The 14,864-nt window shown below is 70.5% G+C and carries 13 protein-coding genes; 4 read left to right on the forward strand and 9 right to left on the reverse strand.

Features of this window, described 5'->3' with window-relative positions; all coding sequences use genetic code 11:
- Window positions 1–434: 434 nt before the first annotated feature.
- The 5 genes from G4D86_RS22170 to G4D86_RS22190 form a co-directional block, all read right to left on the reverse strand.
- Window positions 435–1,541, reverse strand: coding sequence for a hypothetical protein (locus G4D86_RS22170; protein WP_163996007.1), 1,107 nt, complete (start codon window positions 1,539–1,541; stop codon window positions 435–437).
- Window positions 1,538–3,409 carry a motility-associated ABC transporter substrate-binding family protein gene (locus G4D86_RS22175; protein WP_163996008.1) on the reverse strand — a complete coding sequence of 624 codons (1,872 nt, stop codon included), beginning with the start codon at window positions 3,407–3,409 and terminating at the stop codon, window positions 1,538–1,540. Before G4D86_RS22175 ends, G4D86_RS22170 begins: the two co-directional genes overlap by 4 nt.
- Window positions 3,406–4,128 (reverse strand): ABC transporter permease, encoded by a 723-nt coding sequence (locus G4D86_RS22180; protein WP_163996009.1) that lies wholly within the window; start codon window positions 4,126–4,128, stop codon window positions 3,406–3,408. The genes G4D86_RS22175 and G4D86_RS22180 overlap by 4 nt, the downstream gene beginning before the upstream one ends.
- A complete protein-coding gene (locus G4D86_RS22185) occupies window positions 4,125–5,054 on the reverse strand; it encodes an ABC transporter ATP-binding protein (protein WP_163996010.1) in 930 nt (309 codons plus the stop codon). The genes G4D86_RS22180 and G4D86_RS22185 overlap by 4 nt, the downstream gene beginning before the upstream one ends.
- Window positions 5,055–5,126: 72 nt before the next feature.
- The gene (locus tag G4D86_RS22190; protein WP_163996011.1) at window positions 5,127–6,548 is read right to left on the reverse strand and encodes a TIGR01777 family oxidoreductase; all 1,422 of its coding nucleotides are present in this window, start codon (window positions 6,546–6,548) and stop codon (window positions 5,127–5,129) included.
- A 31-nt stretch (window positions 6,549–6,579) separates the two neighbouring features.
- On the opposite strand from G4D86_RS22190, the gene G4D86_RS22195 reads away from it, so the two are divergent.
- Window positions 6,580–7,542: an L-threonylcarbamoyladenylate synthase gene (locus tag G4D86_RS22195; protein WP_205519685.1), complete on the forward strand. Its 963-nt coding sequence runs from the start codon at window positions 6,580–6,582 to the stop codon at window positions 7,540–7,542.
- Between the two features lie 19 nt (window positions 7,543–7,561).
- Here the strand turns inward: G4D86_RS22195 and G4D86_RS22200 are convergent, their stop codons facing one another.
- Window positions 7,562–8,185 (reverse strand): TetR/AcrR family transcriptional regulator, encoded by a 624-nt coding sequence (locus tag G4D86_RS22200; RefSeq protein WP_163996013.1) that lies wholly within the window; start codon window positions 8,183–8,185, stop codon window positions 7,562–7,564.
- Window positions 8,186–8,713: 528 nt separating this feature from the next.
- Here G4D86_RS22200 and G4D86_RS22205 point away from each other — a divergent pair.
- Window positions 8,714–10,282 (forward strand): CocE/NonD family hydrolase, encoded by a 1,569-nt coding sequence (locus G4D86_RS22205; protein WP_163996014.1) that lies wholly within the window; start codon window positions 8,714–8,716, stop codon window positions 10,280–10,282.
- Window positions 10,283–10,334: 52 nt separating this feature from the next.
- On the opposite strand, the gene G4D86_RS22210 is transcribed toward G4D86_RS22205, so the two are convergent.
- On the reverse strand, window positions 10,335–11,552 hold the full coding sequence (locus G4D86_RS22210) for a M24 family metallopeptidase (protein ID WP_163996015.1): 1,218 nt from the start codon (window positions 11,550–11,552) through the stop codon (window positions 10,335–10,337).
- Between the two features lie 147 nt (window positions 11,553–11,699).
- Between G4D86_RS22210 and G4D86_RS22215 the strand changes: the two genes are divergently transcribed.
- Window positions 11,700–12,281: a hypothetical protein gene (locus tag G4D86_RS22215; protein WP_163996016.1), complete on the forward strand. Its 582-nt coding sequence runs from the start codon at window positions 11,700–11,702 to the stop codon at window positions 12,279–12,281.
- Between the two features lie 96 nt (window positions 12,282–12,377).
- Window positions 12,378–13,409 carry a hypothetical protein gene (locus G4D86_RS22220; protein WP_163996017.1) on the forward strand — a complete coding sequence of 344 codons (1,032 nt, stop codon included), beginning with the start codon at window positions 12,378–12,380 and terminating at the stop codon, window positions 13,407–13,409.
- On the opposite strand, the gene hemH is transcribed toward G4D86_RS22220, so the two are convergent.
- Window positions 13,357–14,454, reverse strand: coding sequence for a ferrochelatase (gene hemH, locus G4D86_RS22225; RefSeq protein WP_163996018.1), 1,098 nt, complete (start codon window positions 14,452–14,454; stop codon window positions 13,357–13,359). The genes G4D86_RS22220 and hemH overlap by 53 nt on opposite strands.
- Entirely contained in the window at window positions 14,454–14,840 is a 387-nt protein-coding gene (apaG, locus tag G4D86_RS22230) for a Co2+/Mg2+ efflux protein ApaG (RefSeq protein ID WP_163996019.1), read from the reverse strand. Before apaG ends, hemH begins: the two co-directional genes overlap by 1 nt.
- Window positions 14,841–14,864: the final 24 nt, after the last annotated feature.

Raw genomic sequence — 14,864 nt, forward strand, 5'->3', positions numbered from 1 at the left:
CTCATGGCCGAGGTGGATGCCTACCTGGAAGCTCGCAACGCGCAGCAGACCGCGAGCCCGCTGCTGCGCGCCGGCCCCGCTCGACGCGCAGCATGAGACCGTTCGAGAATCGTGATCGGTCGTTTAGCCCACTGGGGCCTCGCGTCGGCACCTTAGGTGGACCGGGGCTGGGACTACGACGAGGCTCAACGGCTGGCCGAGGAGTTCGGTTACAGGCTGCACCAGCCTCGACGCTGGCACGGTGCACGCGAAGAGCAACTCTCGCAAACAGGCCGACGGTGGATGGTTGATCGCGGGAACTCCTTGCTCAACCGTTCTCGTCTATTGCTGGTGCGCAGGGAGAAGCGTGAAAGACACCCACCTGGTGGGATCCTGCACCTCACTCACATTGGGCATCGTCGCCTGGCGCCACACGCTCCTACCAAAATAGGCTTTCACTTCCCCGAAGCCGACGACACCGGCGCGGACACCTTCGCCGCCTCGGCGGCCAGCGCGTCCACGCCCGCGTGCAGGCGTGTCCAGCCGGTGGTGTGCTCGGTGCGGGCGAAGAAGCCGCCCTGCCCCTTCGCCACCGTCAGCTCTCCCACGGGCTTGCCGCCCTTGCGGTACTCGACGCGGAAGGCCACTTCCGGCTCGCCGCCCGGCGGCAGCTCGCCCCGGCCGAGGAAGTCGAGCGGCAGCAGCCGCCACACCCGGTCATGCCAGTTGCGCGCGAACTCGTCAGGCCGGTCCGGCAACTCCTCCGGCGCCAGGGCCACCGCGCCGGCCGTCTTGCCGCTCGCGGTGAAGGCGCGCGACGTGCCACCCGCCGTGATGACCACCGCGTCGAAGTCGCCCACGTCGAAGGTGTGCAGCCGCCGGTCCACGAGCCGGCTGGAGGCGTTCTCCAAATCCGGCAGCAGCGCCGGGCCCAGGAGGAACACGCGGCCGTCCTCCTCGCGGCGCAGGTACGGCGTGCCCCAGCCGCCCGGCGGTGAGGCCAGGGAGAAGAACCGCGGCTTGCCGCCCACCGTCAGCGTCAGCTTGCGCGCGGTGCTGGCCAGCCCCACCTCGTCCAGCTTCTTCCCGTCCATCTCGCCCAGCGCGCGCAGGGCCCGCAGCGGCGCGAAGCGGGCGAACAGCTTCTCCGCCGTCTCGTTGGCGCGCAGCTCACGCGGGGGAGGAGGAGGCTCCGTCGTGCCCGCCACCGGCGCCGCGCCCGCGTCCGCGCCCGAAGCCACGACCGTGCCCGCGTCGACCGTGCCGCCATCCGCGCCCGTACCGGCCACCGCGGTGCCGCCATCCGTCGCGCCCACCACCGGCAGCTTCGGTGGCTTGAAGCCCAGGCGAATCCACAGCCTGTCGCGGTCCTTCTCGTCGCGGAACAGCTCCACGAAGCGCGCGTCGTCCTCGTAGCGCACGGCGTCCAGCGCGCGCGCCGGGGCGTCCATCACCGTCACCTCACCCGGGGTGCCCGAGGGCTCGCGCTGCCAGACGAAGAAGGCGGCCACGAGAGCCACGGCCGCGAGGCCCCCTTGCAGGGCCAGGTCCCGAACCTTCATCGCTCACCTCCCGCCGCCACCGCGGCCCGCGGAGCGCGCCGGCCCCGCCGCCGCGTCTTCACGAAGCCCACCACCAGCACCAGGGCCGGCCCCAGGAAGACGGTGGCGTAGAACCAGGCCACGTCCTGCTCGCGCGTGTGTTGGATGGGCACGTCCTCCTCGGTGGACACCGTACCGGCGAGGGCCTCCTCACCGGTGAGCCACTTCAGCGTGTCCACCGCGAGGTACGCGTTGCCCAGGTTGGTCAGCACACCGTCGCCCAGCGCATCCGCGTCCGCCATGACGACCGCGCGCGTCGGCACCTTGCCGGCCGGCGAGGGCTTCTCCACCGCCACCACCAGCGGCCACGCGCGCCGCGTCTCCCCCGCCTCCTGGGTGAAGTTGCCGTTGGCATCCGCGAACGTCGCGCCGTGCGCGCGCACGGAGATGTCGTGCATGACGCTGTTGGGTAGCGGCTGGAGCTGGTCCATGGCGCCCGCGCCAGGAAAGGCCACCGGCGCCTGTCCCGCCAGCGCCGACAGCGAGGTGACGGACGGGTGCGAGGAGAAGCTCGCCGTGCCCAGGTTGCCCCGGTCGCTCTGCTGGCGCGTGGTGCGAAAGTACACTTGGTCGTTCGCCAGCGGCGTCTTGAGGTACTTCAGCCCCAGCGGCTCCAACACTTGGTGGAAGTCCGGCCCGTCCGGCTCCAGCGCCAGCCACAGCCGGCCGCCGCGATTCGCATACTCATTCAACGCCGTCAGCTCCTCGGGGAGGAACTCACGCGTGGGGCCCACCACCGCGACGGCGGCGGCGTCCTTGGGGATTTCAGCGCCCAGCCCTTCCGCCATGCCCAGAGAACGCACGTCCACGTTCTGCGCGCGCAGCAGCTCCTTGAGCTGCGACACGGAGGGACGGGGCGTCTCGCCCGGCACCGGCCGCGACTCGGCGCGCTCGCCATGGCCCGCCGTGAAGTAGACGACCCGCCGGGGCCGAGCCACCGCCAGCAGCCGGCGTTGCACCTCCTGATCCAACCGCTGGAGCTGCCCACGCGCGCGGTCGATTTCGAGCCCCACCGTGAGCGGCTCCTTCCTGTCCCCGCGCGCGACGACTATGGTGCCGTTGTTGAAGACGCCCAGCGCACGCGCGCGGGCCGGGTCCACCGCCTGGTCCAGCCGCTCTACGTTGAGCAGCTGCGGGCTCTCCACCGCGAGGTCGCGGAAGTACTGCCCCACCGCCTCGCCCACCTCGTTCGCGGGCGGGAAGAAGAGCGTGACTTGCAGTGGCTCGTTGAGGCCGCGAATCACCTTGCGCGTGGAGTCCCCGGGCTTCGCGGTGCGGAAGTACGACAGGTCCCACGTCACGTCCGCCTGCGTGGCGACGTACATGGTGGCGAAGGAGAAGACGACGACGAAGGCCAGCCCCAGCCCGGAGTAGAGCGCGCTGCGGGCGCGGCCTGTCTCCATCACCGGCGCGCGAGCCATGGCCGAGGCGGCCACCTCCACCAGCGCCAGCGGCAGCAGCGTGCACAGCAGCAGCGCCGGGTAGAGCGCCGCCAGCACCACCGCCAGCTTCGGGGCCTTCTGCGACAGCGGCCCGCCGAACAGCGCCGTCCCCACGTCCGACTGGAGGAAATAGAGCAGCAGCGCCACCAGGCCCACGCCGTAGAGCCCCAGCACCCAGCCCTCCACCGCGCGCCGGTCCGGCGCGGCCGAGCGCAGGCGGGTGAAGCGCCACACCGCCGCGCCCACCGCCAGGACCACGCCGAGCCCGGTGAGGACGGTGCGGCCCGTGCCCGCGCCGAAAATCCGCTCGCCGATGAAGATGGCCAGCAACCCCACGACGTACGCCAGCGTCATGGGCAGCCCGCTGCCGACAGGACGCGTGCTCATCGCCACCTCCGGGCCTCGAGCACCCGTGTGGCCGCGAACAGCGCCACGTAGGTGACCACGAGGTAGTAGACGACGTCGCGCACGTGGACGAGCCCCGACTGGAACGGCGGGAAGTGCTGGTTCCACAGCGACATCGCGCTGAAGACGTCCGACAGCGGCTGTTCCGTGATTCGCGCCAGCAGCCAGCAGAGGATGAGGGCCACCAGCAGCACCGCGGACGTAATCGCCGCGAGCAACTGGTTGCGCGCCAGCGCGGAGCCGAACGTCCCCACCGCCAGCGACGCGCTGCCCAAGAGGAGCAGGCCCAGGTAGCCGGCCGCCACGTGCCCGAAGGACACCTTGCCGTGCACCATGACCAACAGCGGCATGTACAGCGTGCACAGCACGTACAGCCCGAGGAACGTCAGCCCCGCGAGGAACTTGCCCAGCACGATGTCCCTGTCCCGCAGCGGCGACGAGTACAGCAGCGGCAACGTGCCCGTCTGCCGCTCCTCCGCGAGCAGGCGCATGGAGATGAACACCGAGGCGACGATGGTGAAGCCGCTCGAGTAATAGAAGAACTGCGACAGCACCTCGGCGGAGCGCTTGCTGGCGCCGCCCAGGGCGTACGCGTTGAAGAACAGGCCGTTCAACCCGAGGATGACCGCGATGACGACGTAGCCACTGAGCGTGCGCAGGTAGCCGGCCAGCTCGCGGCGGGCAATCAGGAGCGCCTTCATGCCCGCACCTCCTGGCCGTGCGTCAGCCGCAGGAAGATGGACTCCAACTGCCCCGCGCCCTGGTCCAGCCGCAAGAGCTCCAGGCCCGCACCCACCACCGCCTGCGCCACCCGGGGCCGCTGGTCCGGCGAGGCGCGCACCGTCAGCGCCACCACGCCGTCCGCCACCCGGCCCACGTCCACTGCGCCGAAGGCCTTGAGCACCTCCACCGCGCGCGCCCTGTCGCCGCGCACCTCCACCTCGATGGAGCCCCCGCCGCCCATCTTCGTCCCCAGCTCCTCCTCCGTGCCCTGCGCCACCAGCGTCCCCTTGTGGATGATGAGGAGCCGGTCACACGTCTGGGAAATCTCCGGGAGGATGTGGCTGGAGACGAGCACCGTGTGCGTGCCCTTGAGGCCGCGGATGACGTCGCGCATCTCGACAATCTGCCGCGGGTCCAGACCGCTCGTGGGCTCGTCGAGGATGAGCAGCGCCGGCTTGTGCACCAGCGCCTGCGCTACACCCACGCGCTGGCGGAAGCCGTGGCTGAGCGTGGAGATGAGCTCTCCGTCCACCTCGCGCAGCCCCGTCTTCTCCTCGGCCTCGCCCACGCGGGCGGTGGTGTCCCGGGCCGTCACGCCGCGCAGTTGCGCGACGTAGGCCAGGTACTCGCCCACCGTCATCTCCTCGTAGAGCGGCGGCACGTCCGGGAGGTAGCCGATGCGCTGGCGCACCTCGTGCGGGTTGTTCACCACGTCGTGCCCGTCGATGACGACGCGCCCGGCGGTGGGTAGCAGCACGCAGCCGAGAATCTTCAGCGTGGTCGACTTGCCCGCGCCATTGAGGCCCAGGAAGCCAATGACCTCGCCCTGGCCAATGGTGAAGGCCAGCTCGCGGATGGCCGCGTGCTCACCGTAGTACTTGGTCAGCCCTTCGACCTGGATCATCAGGTGTCCTCTCCCCTTCGGAAGCGGCGTTTTTTCTGGCGCAGCCGTGGGGAATGTCAAGCGACCAACGCCCTACGCATGGCGGTATTCCGGCCCCTCCGTCGTCCGGCCGAGCGTGAAACGCAGGGCGCCCTCCAGGTCGGGCAGGAGGAAGGAGAAGCCGAGCCGCTCGGCGGCCGAGGGCAATACGTGGGCCCCGGACAGCACCGTCTCCTGCCCCATCTCCCCGAAGAGGGTGCGGATGAGGGGGGCGGGCACCGGGAAGAAGGCCGGCCGGCGCAGCACCCGGCCGAGCGTCCGGGCGAAGTCCACCTGCCGCACCGCGCCGGGCGCCACCGCGTTGATGGGGCCGCGCGCGCCCTCCGTGAAGAGGGAGAAGTGGATGAGGCCGAGCACGTCCTCCAGCGACACCCAGCTGAACCACTGGCGTCCGGAGCCGACGGGGCCACCGCCGCCCGCGTTGAAGGCGGGCACCATCTTCGCCAGGGCGCCGTCGCGCGCGTCCAGCACGGGGCCGATGCGCAGGTGCACCACGCGGATGCCGGCGGCCTCGGCCGGCGCGGTGGAGGCCTCCCAGGCCCGGCACACGTCGGCGAGGAAGCCGGTACCGGGGGCGCTCTCCTCGGTGAGGGGCTCGTCCCCACGGTCGCCGTAGATACCGGTGCCGACGGCGCACACCAGCACCTTGGGCTTGCGTTTCATCCGCGCCAGGGCCTCGCACAGCGTGCGCGTGCCCTCGGTGCGGCTCTTGAGGATGACGTCCTTGTACTCGGGCGACCAGCGCTGCCCCGCCACGTTGGCGCCGGCCAGGTGCACCACCGCGTCCACGCCCTCCAGCGCGTCGGTGTCCACCCGTCCCTTGTCGGGCGACCACGCCACTTCGCCCTTCGCGGCGTCCGCCTTCCCGCGCACCAGGCGCTTCACCCGGTGGCCGCCGGTGGTGAGGAAGGGCGTCAGCGATGAGCCCAGCAGGCCCGAGGCCCCGGTAATCGCCACCGTGAGCGACCCCTGCCCGGCGAAGGCCGCGTGCCGGCGCAGGTCCTCGCGTGTCACCCGGTGTCGGTACGCGAACATGCGCGCCAGCTTGTTGCGGGTGAAGCCATTGCCGAAGGCGCTACCGAGCGCACCCACGGGGAGGACGTACTCGATGGCGTCCTGGAGGACAGAGGCGCTGGGAGATGCCGGGTCGGGCAGCATCCGATGGGTGTGGACCCACTTCGAGAAGGGGCCCGACAGTTGCTGGTCCTGGAAGAGGGAGCCCTCCTCGTAGATGGTGTGCTCGGCCACCCAGCGCTGGGAGATGGGGCCCAGCTTCATGCGGACGACGGCGCGGGAGCCCTGGCGGATGCCGTCGCCGGTGCGCTCCACGACCTCCACCCGCTCCCAGGGAGGTGTCAGACGCTCGAATGCCCCCTCGCGGGTATGCCAGGTGAACAGCTCGGAGGCGGAGACTGGCATCTGGCTGCGCGCATCGAAGACGTGCGACTTGCCCATGTTCCCTCCCGGGGCGACAGTGCGGCCGCGCATGCTTAATCCGGACTCAATCGAGCGCGCAGTGGATTTGCTGCGCCACGGCGGTGTCGTCGCCCTGCCCACGGAAACGGTGTACGGCCTCGCGGCCAACGCCGAGGACGAGCTGGCCGTGCGCCGCGTCTTTGCCATCAAGGGCCGGCCCGCGACACACCCGCTCATCGTCCACATCCCCGGCGTGGAGCACCTGTCGTCGTGGGCGCGCGAGGTGCCAGACGCGGCGCTCCGGCTCGCGAGCGCGTTCTGGCCTGGCCCGCTGACGCTGGTGCTGCCGCGCACGTCGCGCGCGACGGATGCCGTCACGGGTGGGCAGGACACGGTGGCCCTGCGCGTGCCGAATCACCCCATGGCGCTCGCGGTACTCCAGAAGCTCGGAGGCGGGCTGGCCGCGCCGAGCGCCAATCGCTTCGGCCGGGTGAGCCCCACCACGGCGGAGCACGTGTCACGGGACCTGGGCGGCGACGTAGACCTCGTGCTGGATGGAGGTCCGTGCACGGTGGGCGTGGAGTCGACCATCGTGGACCTGAGCTCGGACGCGCCCGCGATTCTGCGTCCCGGTGGCCTGGCGACAGAGGAAGTGGAGCGCGTGCTGGGCAGGCCCGTGCCGGTGCGCACGGAGTCGAAGGTGCGCGTGTCGGGCTCGCTGGCGTCGCACTACGCGCCGCGCGCGGGGGTGGTGCTGGTTGAGCCTCGCGAGGCGCTTGCGCGCGTGCAGGCACTGCGGAACCAGGGCCAACGCGTGGGCGTCCTCGGGCCCGCGAGTCTCAACCTGCCGCCGGATGTGCCCCGCTTCGACGTGCCGGAGGACCCGGCCGGAGCCGCGCGCGTGCTGTACGCGCGGCTGCGCGAGGCGGATGAGCAGGGCCACGACGTGCTGGTGGCCTGCCTGCCCGAGGCGAGCGGCCTGGGCATCGCAGTGCGAGACAGACTGGCGCGAGCGGCTGCGCCTCGCACCTGAGCCAGCATTCCAAGAAGCGTCATTTCCGCCGCTTCGAGCCGAGCACCGGACGTCTGGGAAGGTGGCGCAGCCCCATCCAGACGAGGGACGAGATGTGCGCGGCAACCTCCTCGACGGGTGGCTTGCGCACGCCCGTCCACCACTGGCCGACGAAGGTGACCATGCCAACCAGGGCATGCGCATAGATGGGCGCCACCTTGGGGTCATAGCCCGCACCCTTGAACGAGGTGAGGAAGACATGACTGACGCGCTCGGCCACATCGTTGAGTAGCGACGACATCCCACCGCGAGCAGAGGTCACAGGGGTGTCGTGAGCGAGGACGGCGAAGCCATCCGGGTGCTCCTTCACGTACATCAGAAACGCGATGGCTCCCTGTTCGACGCGCTCGCGAGGAGTGCCCACCGCGATGGCCTCGGCGATGCGCCTGACCACGTACTCCATCTCGCGGTCCACGATGACGGCGTAAAGGCCCTCCTTGCCGCCGAAATGCTCGTAGATGACGGGCTTGGAGACCTTCGCAACCTCGGCGATCTCCTCGACTGAAGTCCCGTCATAGCCACGTCGAGCAAAAACGGAGCGCCCGACATCGATGAGCTGGGCGCGTCGGGCAGAGGCAGGGAGGCGTTGAGCGCGGCTGGCCATCGACGAACACCCTAGTACACCCGTTCGACCCCGCGCCGCCTTTCGCCAGCGCGTCTCTCGTGGCGCAGCCCGGATGAACGGTCCGAAGGTTCTCCTCCTTACCTACGAAGACGTAGGTCCGTCCCCCATCCGTGCCGCCGATTTGCCTTCGCGGGCCACCTGTCTCGGGTGAATCACAGAGGCCGACGCGACTTTTCATGGAATTCCGATTTGACAATCAATCTACGGCTTCGTAACTTTCGGAACCGTAGGTTGGAGGCGAGCTGGCGACTCCCGGTAGCGGGGAGCAGCCATCGTGACCGACGCGCCGTGGGGTGGAGGGACGGGGCCGCGACAGCCGAAGAGCTGTTGCTGGAGGCGTCAGCCACTCGCGAGGCCGCTACCCGGATGGGCATCAACACAGCGAATCGGGGGGAGCGCGCGTAGGGGCCCATCGTGTCCCCCAACGCGTGCGCGGGCTTTTGGCCCGGTTGCTTCGAATCCGTCTGTCAATGCAGTGCCTGGTCCCCCCACTGAAGGAGGAGCGCCTTGTCCTGGTTACGTGCAATCGCCGTGTCCGTGGTTCTATCGGTGTGCGTTGTCACCACTCCCGCGTCGGCGGCGTCGCAGCGTGTCGTCGACATCCCCACGCGTGATGGAGTGGCGCTCAAGAGCTTCGTCTACACGCCGGATGCGCCGGGGCGGTATCCGGCCATCGTCTTCATCACCAGCTGGGCACTGCCCAACCTGGAGTACCTCGTGCAGGCGCAGCAGTTCGCCAATGCCGGGTACGTGGTGGTCTCGTACACCCCGCGAGGTTTCTACGCGTCGGGGGGCACCATCGACACGGCGGGCCCCAAGGACATCGGCGACCTGACCGAAGTCATCAACTGGACGCTCGCCAATACTCCCACGGAGCCGACCCGCATCGGCGCGGCGGGCGTCTCCTATGGCGCGGGGATGGCGTTGATTGGCGCGGCCTTCGATTCGCGCATCCGCGCCGTGGCCGCGCTGAGCTGCTGGACGGACCTGACGTATTCGCTGTTCGCGAACCAGACGCGTCATCTGCAGAGCGCCGGGCTGCTGGGGCTCGCCGCAGAGCTGACGGGGAAGCCGTCGCCGGAGCTGCAGCAGACGCTTTCGGACTTCTTCGCCAACCGGAACCTGCCCGGCGTCATCGCCTATTCACAGGTGCGCAGCGCCGCGACGTACCTGACGAGCATCAACACGAACCGCCCGGCGATTCTCATGGCGAACGCCTACGGCGACAGCTTCTTCGGGCCGAACCAGTTGACGGACTTCTACACCCGCCTGTCGGGTCCGAAGCGGCTCGAGCTCCGCCCGGGTGACCACGCCATCCCCGAGCTGACCGGCATCCTCGGCCTGCCCAATGACGCCTGGACGAGCATGCACCGCTGGTTCGACCAGTACCTGCGCGGCGTGGACACCGGCATCGCCTCGGAGAACCCGGTTCAGCTCCAGCTCCGGGGCCAGAGCACCTATGAGTCGTACCCGTCGTGGAGCGCCGTCTCGACGGGCACCGCGCGCTACAACCTGAGCGAGGTGCACTGGTGGAACCGGGAGGGCGAGCTCCTGACGGGCGCGCAGTCGGGCTGGAGCGCGACGGTTTTCGCGGGCGATGACACCGTCGCCAACGGCGGCGTGGTGCTGCTGACGAACGGCGCGGAGGCCATCACCGGTGAGCCGCCCACGGCGTGGATTCCCGCGGTGGACCGGGACAACGCGGGCGTCTGGCAGTCGGCCTCGCTGGCGAGTCCGCAGCGCGTGCGCGGGGCCGCGCACCTGCGCCTGACCGTCACTCCGGGCAGCTCCGGGCAGACGACGGTCATCGCCTACCTCTACGACACGGATTGGGCGGGGACGGGGAGCCTCGTCACGCACATCGCGCTGACGCTCCGGGACGCCGTGGCCGGCCAGGCCCGTGCCGTGGACGTGGACTTCCCGGCGACGGCCTATGACGTCCCGAGCGGCCATCGCCTCTCGCTCGTCATCGACACCGTCGATCCGCTCTACGCGGACAAGGCGCCGCTGTTCTCCACGGTGAAGTTCTCCTCTTCGTCGAGCAGCCCGTCCTACCTGACGCTGCCCCTGAAGTGAGAAGAGGCGCGCTGCAGGAGCGCCTGGATATCCCTTCAAGCTCCGAGGGGAATCAGACGCCAGCCAGTCTGCGAATGACCGAGGCCCGCACGCGCTGCTGAAGGCTCGGCTTGCCGAACGTGAGGCTGCCGATGTCCGTCGGCACGCGTCCCGTCAGCACGCGGTAGCCGTCAGCGGTGACGAGCACGGTGTCCGAGTGCCGATACCCACCGACGCCCGGCACATAGATGCCGGGCTCGATGGAGATGAGCATGTTCCGCTCCAGCCGGTGCTCGCTGCCCACGGCCACCCACGGCGGCTCATGGTTGCCCAGGCCGAACCCATGCCCGGTGCGGTGCAGCCGCTGCGCCGGGTCGCCGAAGCCCTCGCGCGTGAGGAACTCATTCACCGCCGCGTCGATGTCCGCCGCGAGAACGCCCGGGCGCACCTTCTCGAACGCAACCCGCCGCGCCTCCAGCATCAGCGCGAAGAGCCGTCCCTGCTCCTTCGTGGGCCGCGCGGTGAAGAAGGTCCGCTCACACTCGGCCGCGTAGCCGTTGACGCGCGTGAGCACCAGCGCGACGTGCGGCCCGCCCTCGAGCTTCATCGTCGCGCCGGGCACGGAGTGCGGCTCGCTGCTCAGCGGCGCGGGCCACGGCGCCGCGAGCACGTCGGTGGCGAGCGCATCGAAGTGCGCCTCCTCCTGGATGATCTTCCGCCGCAGCGAGGTCGTCGTCATGTAGCCCTCGATGACGGTCGCCCCCTGGTACGCCGAGCGCAGAATCTGCTCCACGCCCCACATCGCGTAGTAGGCGGCGCGTTCAATCCGGGCCACCTCGAAGTCCGACTTCACCATCCGCAGCGGCTCGAGCAGCTCCAGCGAGTGCCCACCCGAGGCCACCAGCACGCCACCCCGCTCATGCGGCGTGCTCGGCTCGAAGGCGAAGCCGGGCCGGAGCAGCGCCAGGAGCGCGTCCTTCCACCCCTGCCCCGCCGGCGCGGGGAACTCCGCGTACGCGAGGACCTCCTGCTGCGAGCCCGGCCCCCAGCCCTTGCGCAGGTGCTCCTGCTCCAGGCGTGGCACCACCAGGAAGCGCTTCGCCCGGGCCACGTCGATGACGAGGAAGAACGGCCGCTCCAGCGGCTCGGCCGTCGCGCCGGTGAGATAGAAGATGCTCTCGGTCGAGGTGAGCACCAGTTGCTCTAGACCCCGCGTCTCCAGCTCGGCGACGAGCCGGTCATGCCGCCGCTGGAACTCCGCGCTTTCGGCCGCCGAGTAGACACGCTCCACGGTTCATCCTCCCAGTACGCAAACCTCTCGGGACGGTACTTGAACAAGCCCCTCCGTGCCCCGCGCGATATGCGCCCGCGCCAGCCACGTTGTCTGCGATGCGCCGCGTACGAAGGTTCCCCCACGCGTGGCGCGGACGGAGCGCATATGACGACGAAGCACGGCCTCGTGGCGCTGGTTGGCGCGCTGCTCATCACCGGTTGCGCTGGCAGCCCTCGCAAGACGCTGCTGGAGCGCACTGGCAGCCTCGTGGTCTACGACCTGCCCGCGCAGCAGGTGATGGCCGCCGCCGAGGCGGAGCTGGACGCGCGCGGCTACGCCCTGCTGCCCAGCACGGACCCTCTGTTCCTCCACACGCCGTGGAAGGTCAGCGGCAACTTCGACGTCTGGTCCGCCTGGTCCCGCCGCTACGTCGAGGGCCACAAGCTCCCCGACGGCCGCTTCGTCGTGCGCGCCTACGAGATGGCCGCCAACACCCCCGCCCGGACGCAGCTGCTGCCGGTCATGGCCGCCTCCACTCCGGGAACGCCGGACGAGCAACCCAACACCTCGCCCACCGTCCTCATCGCCGCCGACCCCGTCCTGGGGCGCTCGGCGCGGCCCGCCATCCGTAGGGACCTGGCGTTCGAGTGGGCCATCATGGAGCGCCTCAACCCCGAGTTCGCCGGGCGCGTCAAGGAGCAGGTCGACGTTTACCTCGCCCAGAACACCCCCCAGCACACACGGTGACGCGTCAGGACAGACGGTGATGCGTCCGGGTGACGTACTTGAAATGTCCTCACCGGCTCCGATATCCCGAGAGGTACTCCCGAGGAGCGTCCCCGCGTGAAGCGAAGCCTGTCTGGCCTGGTCGTCGCCCTGTCCCTGTTCGCCTGCAAGGAAGAACCCCGAGGAGCACTGGAGCCCATTCCCCGCCCGCCGGGGATGAAGGACACGCCCGACCCGGCCGAGGCGAAGGCCCCGGCCGCGCCCGCGCGTCCCGCCGTGGACCCCGCCAAGGTGACGCTGCGCTGGAAGCTCGCCGCGGGCACGCCCACCGCGTACCGCCTCACCCTGGAGCACACCGGCCGCGCCCCCGAGGCCGCCGAACCCGAGGCGGAAGAGAAGCCCTCCCGGGGCCGCAAGGGCCGGGGCAAGGAGAAGGAGGAGGCTCCGGCCGAGGCGAAGGCCCCGGCTCCCGCCGTCTTCGTCCCCACCTCGCTCACCTTCGTCATGGAGCGCACCGACTCGGGGGATGCCCGCCTGCGCGTCATCCCCGAGGGCAGGGGCGTCCCTCCGGAAGAGGACGTGGGCACCCTCAGCGAGCGCGGCTTCGTGCTGGACGGCCTGCAGGGCATGACGCGCAACACGGCCACGCTGGTGCTGGAGCTGCCGAGAGACCCCGTGGGCCCCAACGACACGTGGGCGCTAGGCACCGAGCTGGTGTCCCCGGACGCGCTCGGCGCCTATTTCCAGGGCCCCACCCCGGAGCGGCGCAACCGCGTGAAGCTCGCGGGACTGGCTCCCGCCGACGGCGGCGAGCAGGTGGCCACCGTGGAGTACGACCTCTACGAGCTGCGCACCGGCAAGGTCCGCACGCTGCGCAAGCCGGCCGTCGTGCCCGCGCGCGAGGGCGCCGAGGCGCTGCAGGCCGGCGGTTCGACGGAGTCCGACGTCAGCGCCGAGGTGAAGATTACCGGCCGCGGCGAGTTCCTCGTGAAGGCCGGCCGCTGGCGCTCGTGGGAGGGCACCCTCTCCACCGTCACCAAGGGCCCCTTCCCGCCCGCGGCCCTCCAGGTGCCGCCGGGAACGATGACGCTGCGCCTCACCGCGCTCGAGTCGGCTCCACCGCAGCCCACGGCGAAGCCGCAGCCGTAGGCGCGCCGTCCGACTCGCGCACCATCCGCACCACCGCGTCCACCCACGTCGGGTGGGCGTTGAGCGAGGGGACGAGCCGCAAGGCCTCGCCCCCCGCTTCCACGAACTGCTCGCGGGCGCGGATGCCAATCTCCTCCAGCGTCTCCAGGCAGTCCGCGACGAAGGCCGGGCACATCACCGCCAGCCGCTTCACGCCCCGCTGCGCGAGCTCCGGCAGCACCAGGTCCGTGTAGGGCTTTACCCAGGGCGTGCGCCCCAGCCGCGACTGGAAGGACACGCTCCAGCCCTGCCCCTGAGGGCCCAGCCCCAGCCGCTCCGCCAGCCCGCGCGCCGTCGCGAAGCACTGCGCGCGGTAGCAGTGGCGGTTGGCCTCCGTCATCGCGTCACAACACCCCGCGGACGCAAGGCAGTGCTTCCCTGTCGCGTCGGTCTTCTTCACGTGCCGCTCCGGCACGCCGTGGAAGCTGAAGAGGACGTGGTCCGCGCGCATGTCCGAGATGACGGGCCGCGCGACGTTGGTGAAGGCGTCCAGGAAGCCCGGGTGCTCGTAGAAGGCCGGCACCGCGCGGACGTTGGGCACGTCCCACGACTGCGCCATGACCTCGTACGTGCGCGCCAGCGAGGACGCCGAGGAGGACGCGGCCTCCTGCGGGTACAGCGGCAGCACCGTGAAGTCCGACACGCCGCGCGCGCGCAGCGCCGCCACCGCGTCCGGAATGGACGGGTTGCCGTAGCGCATGGCGAGCGCCACCTCGTACTCACCCTTCAGTCGCTCGGCCACCGCGGCCGTCAAATCCCGGCTGAACACCAGCAGCGGCGAGCCCTGCTCCGTCCACACCTTCCGGTAGGCCTCCGCGCTCTTCGCCGGGCGCACCGGGAGGATGATGAGGTTGAGCAGCAGCCAGCGGCCCACCGGGTGGATGTCCACCACGCGCGGGTCATTGAGGAACTCGCGCAGGTAGCGGCGCACCGGCCCCGTCTCCGGCGCGTCCGGCGTGCCCAGGTTGAGCAGCAGCAGTCCCCGCTTCGTGACCGGTGTGGCCATCAGTGCAGGGAGTTGGGCAGCGTGAGGGCGAACTCGGCGATGCGGGCCTCGAAGCGCGAGCCGTCCGGCCGCACCATGTCGTAGGTGCCGCGCATGGTGCCGAAGGGCGTGCGCAGCATCGCCCAGCTCGTGTACTCGAAGCGCTCGCCGGGCTCCAGGCTGGGCTGGCGACCCACCACACCCTCGCCCTTCACCTCTTCCACCTTCCCGGTGGCATCGGTGATGAACCAGTGGCGCGCCTTGAGCTGCGCGGGCGCGCTGCCCTCGTTGGCGATTTCCACCGTGTACATGAAGGCGAACTGCCCGGACTCCGGAGCGCTGCGCTCCGGCCAGAACGCGGGCTTCACGGTGACGCGGATACCGTCGGTGGTGGCGGTAGAAGACATGACTCCACAATTGGCGCCAAGCCC

This window comes from Pyxidicoccus caerfyrddinensis (assembly GCF_010894405.1).
Lineage (GTDB): Bacteria > Myxococcota > Myxococcia > Myxococcales > Myxococcaceae > Myxococcus > Myxococcus caerfyrddinensis.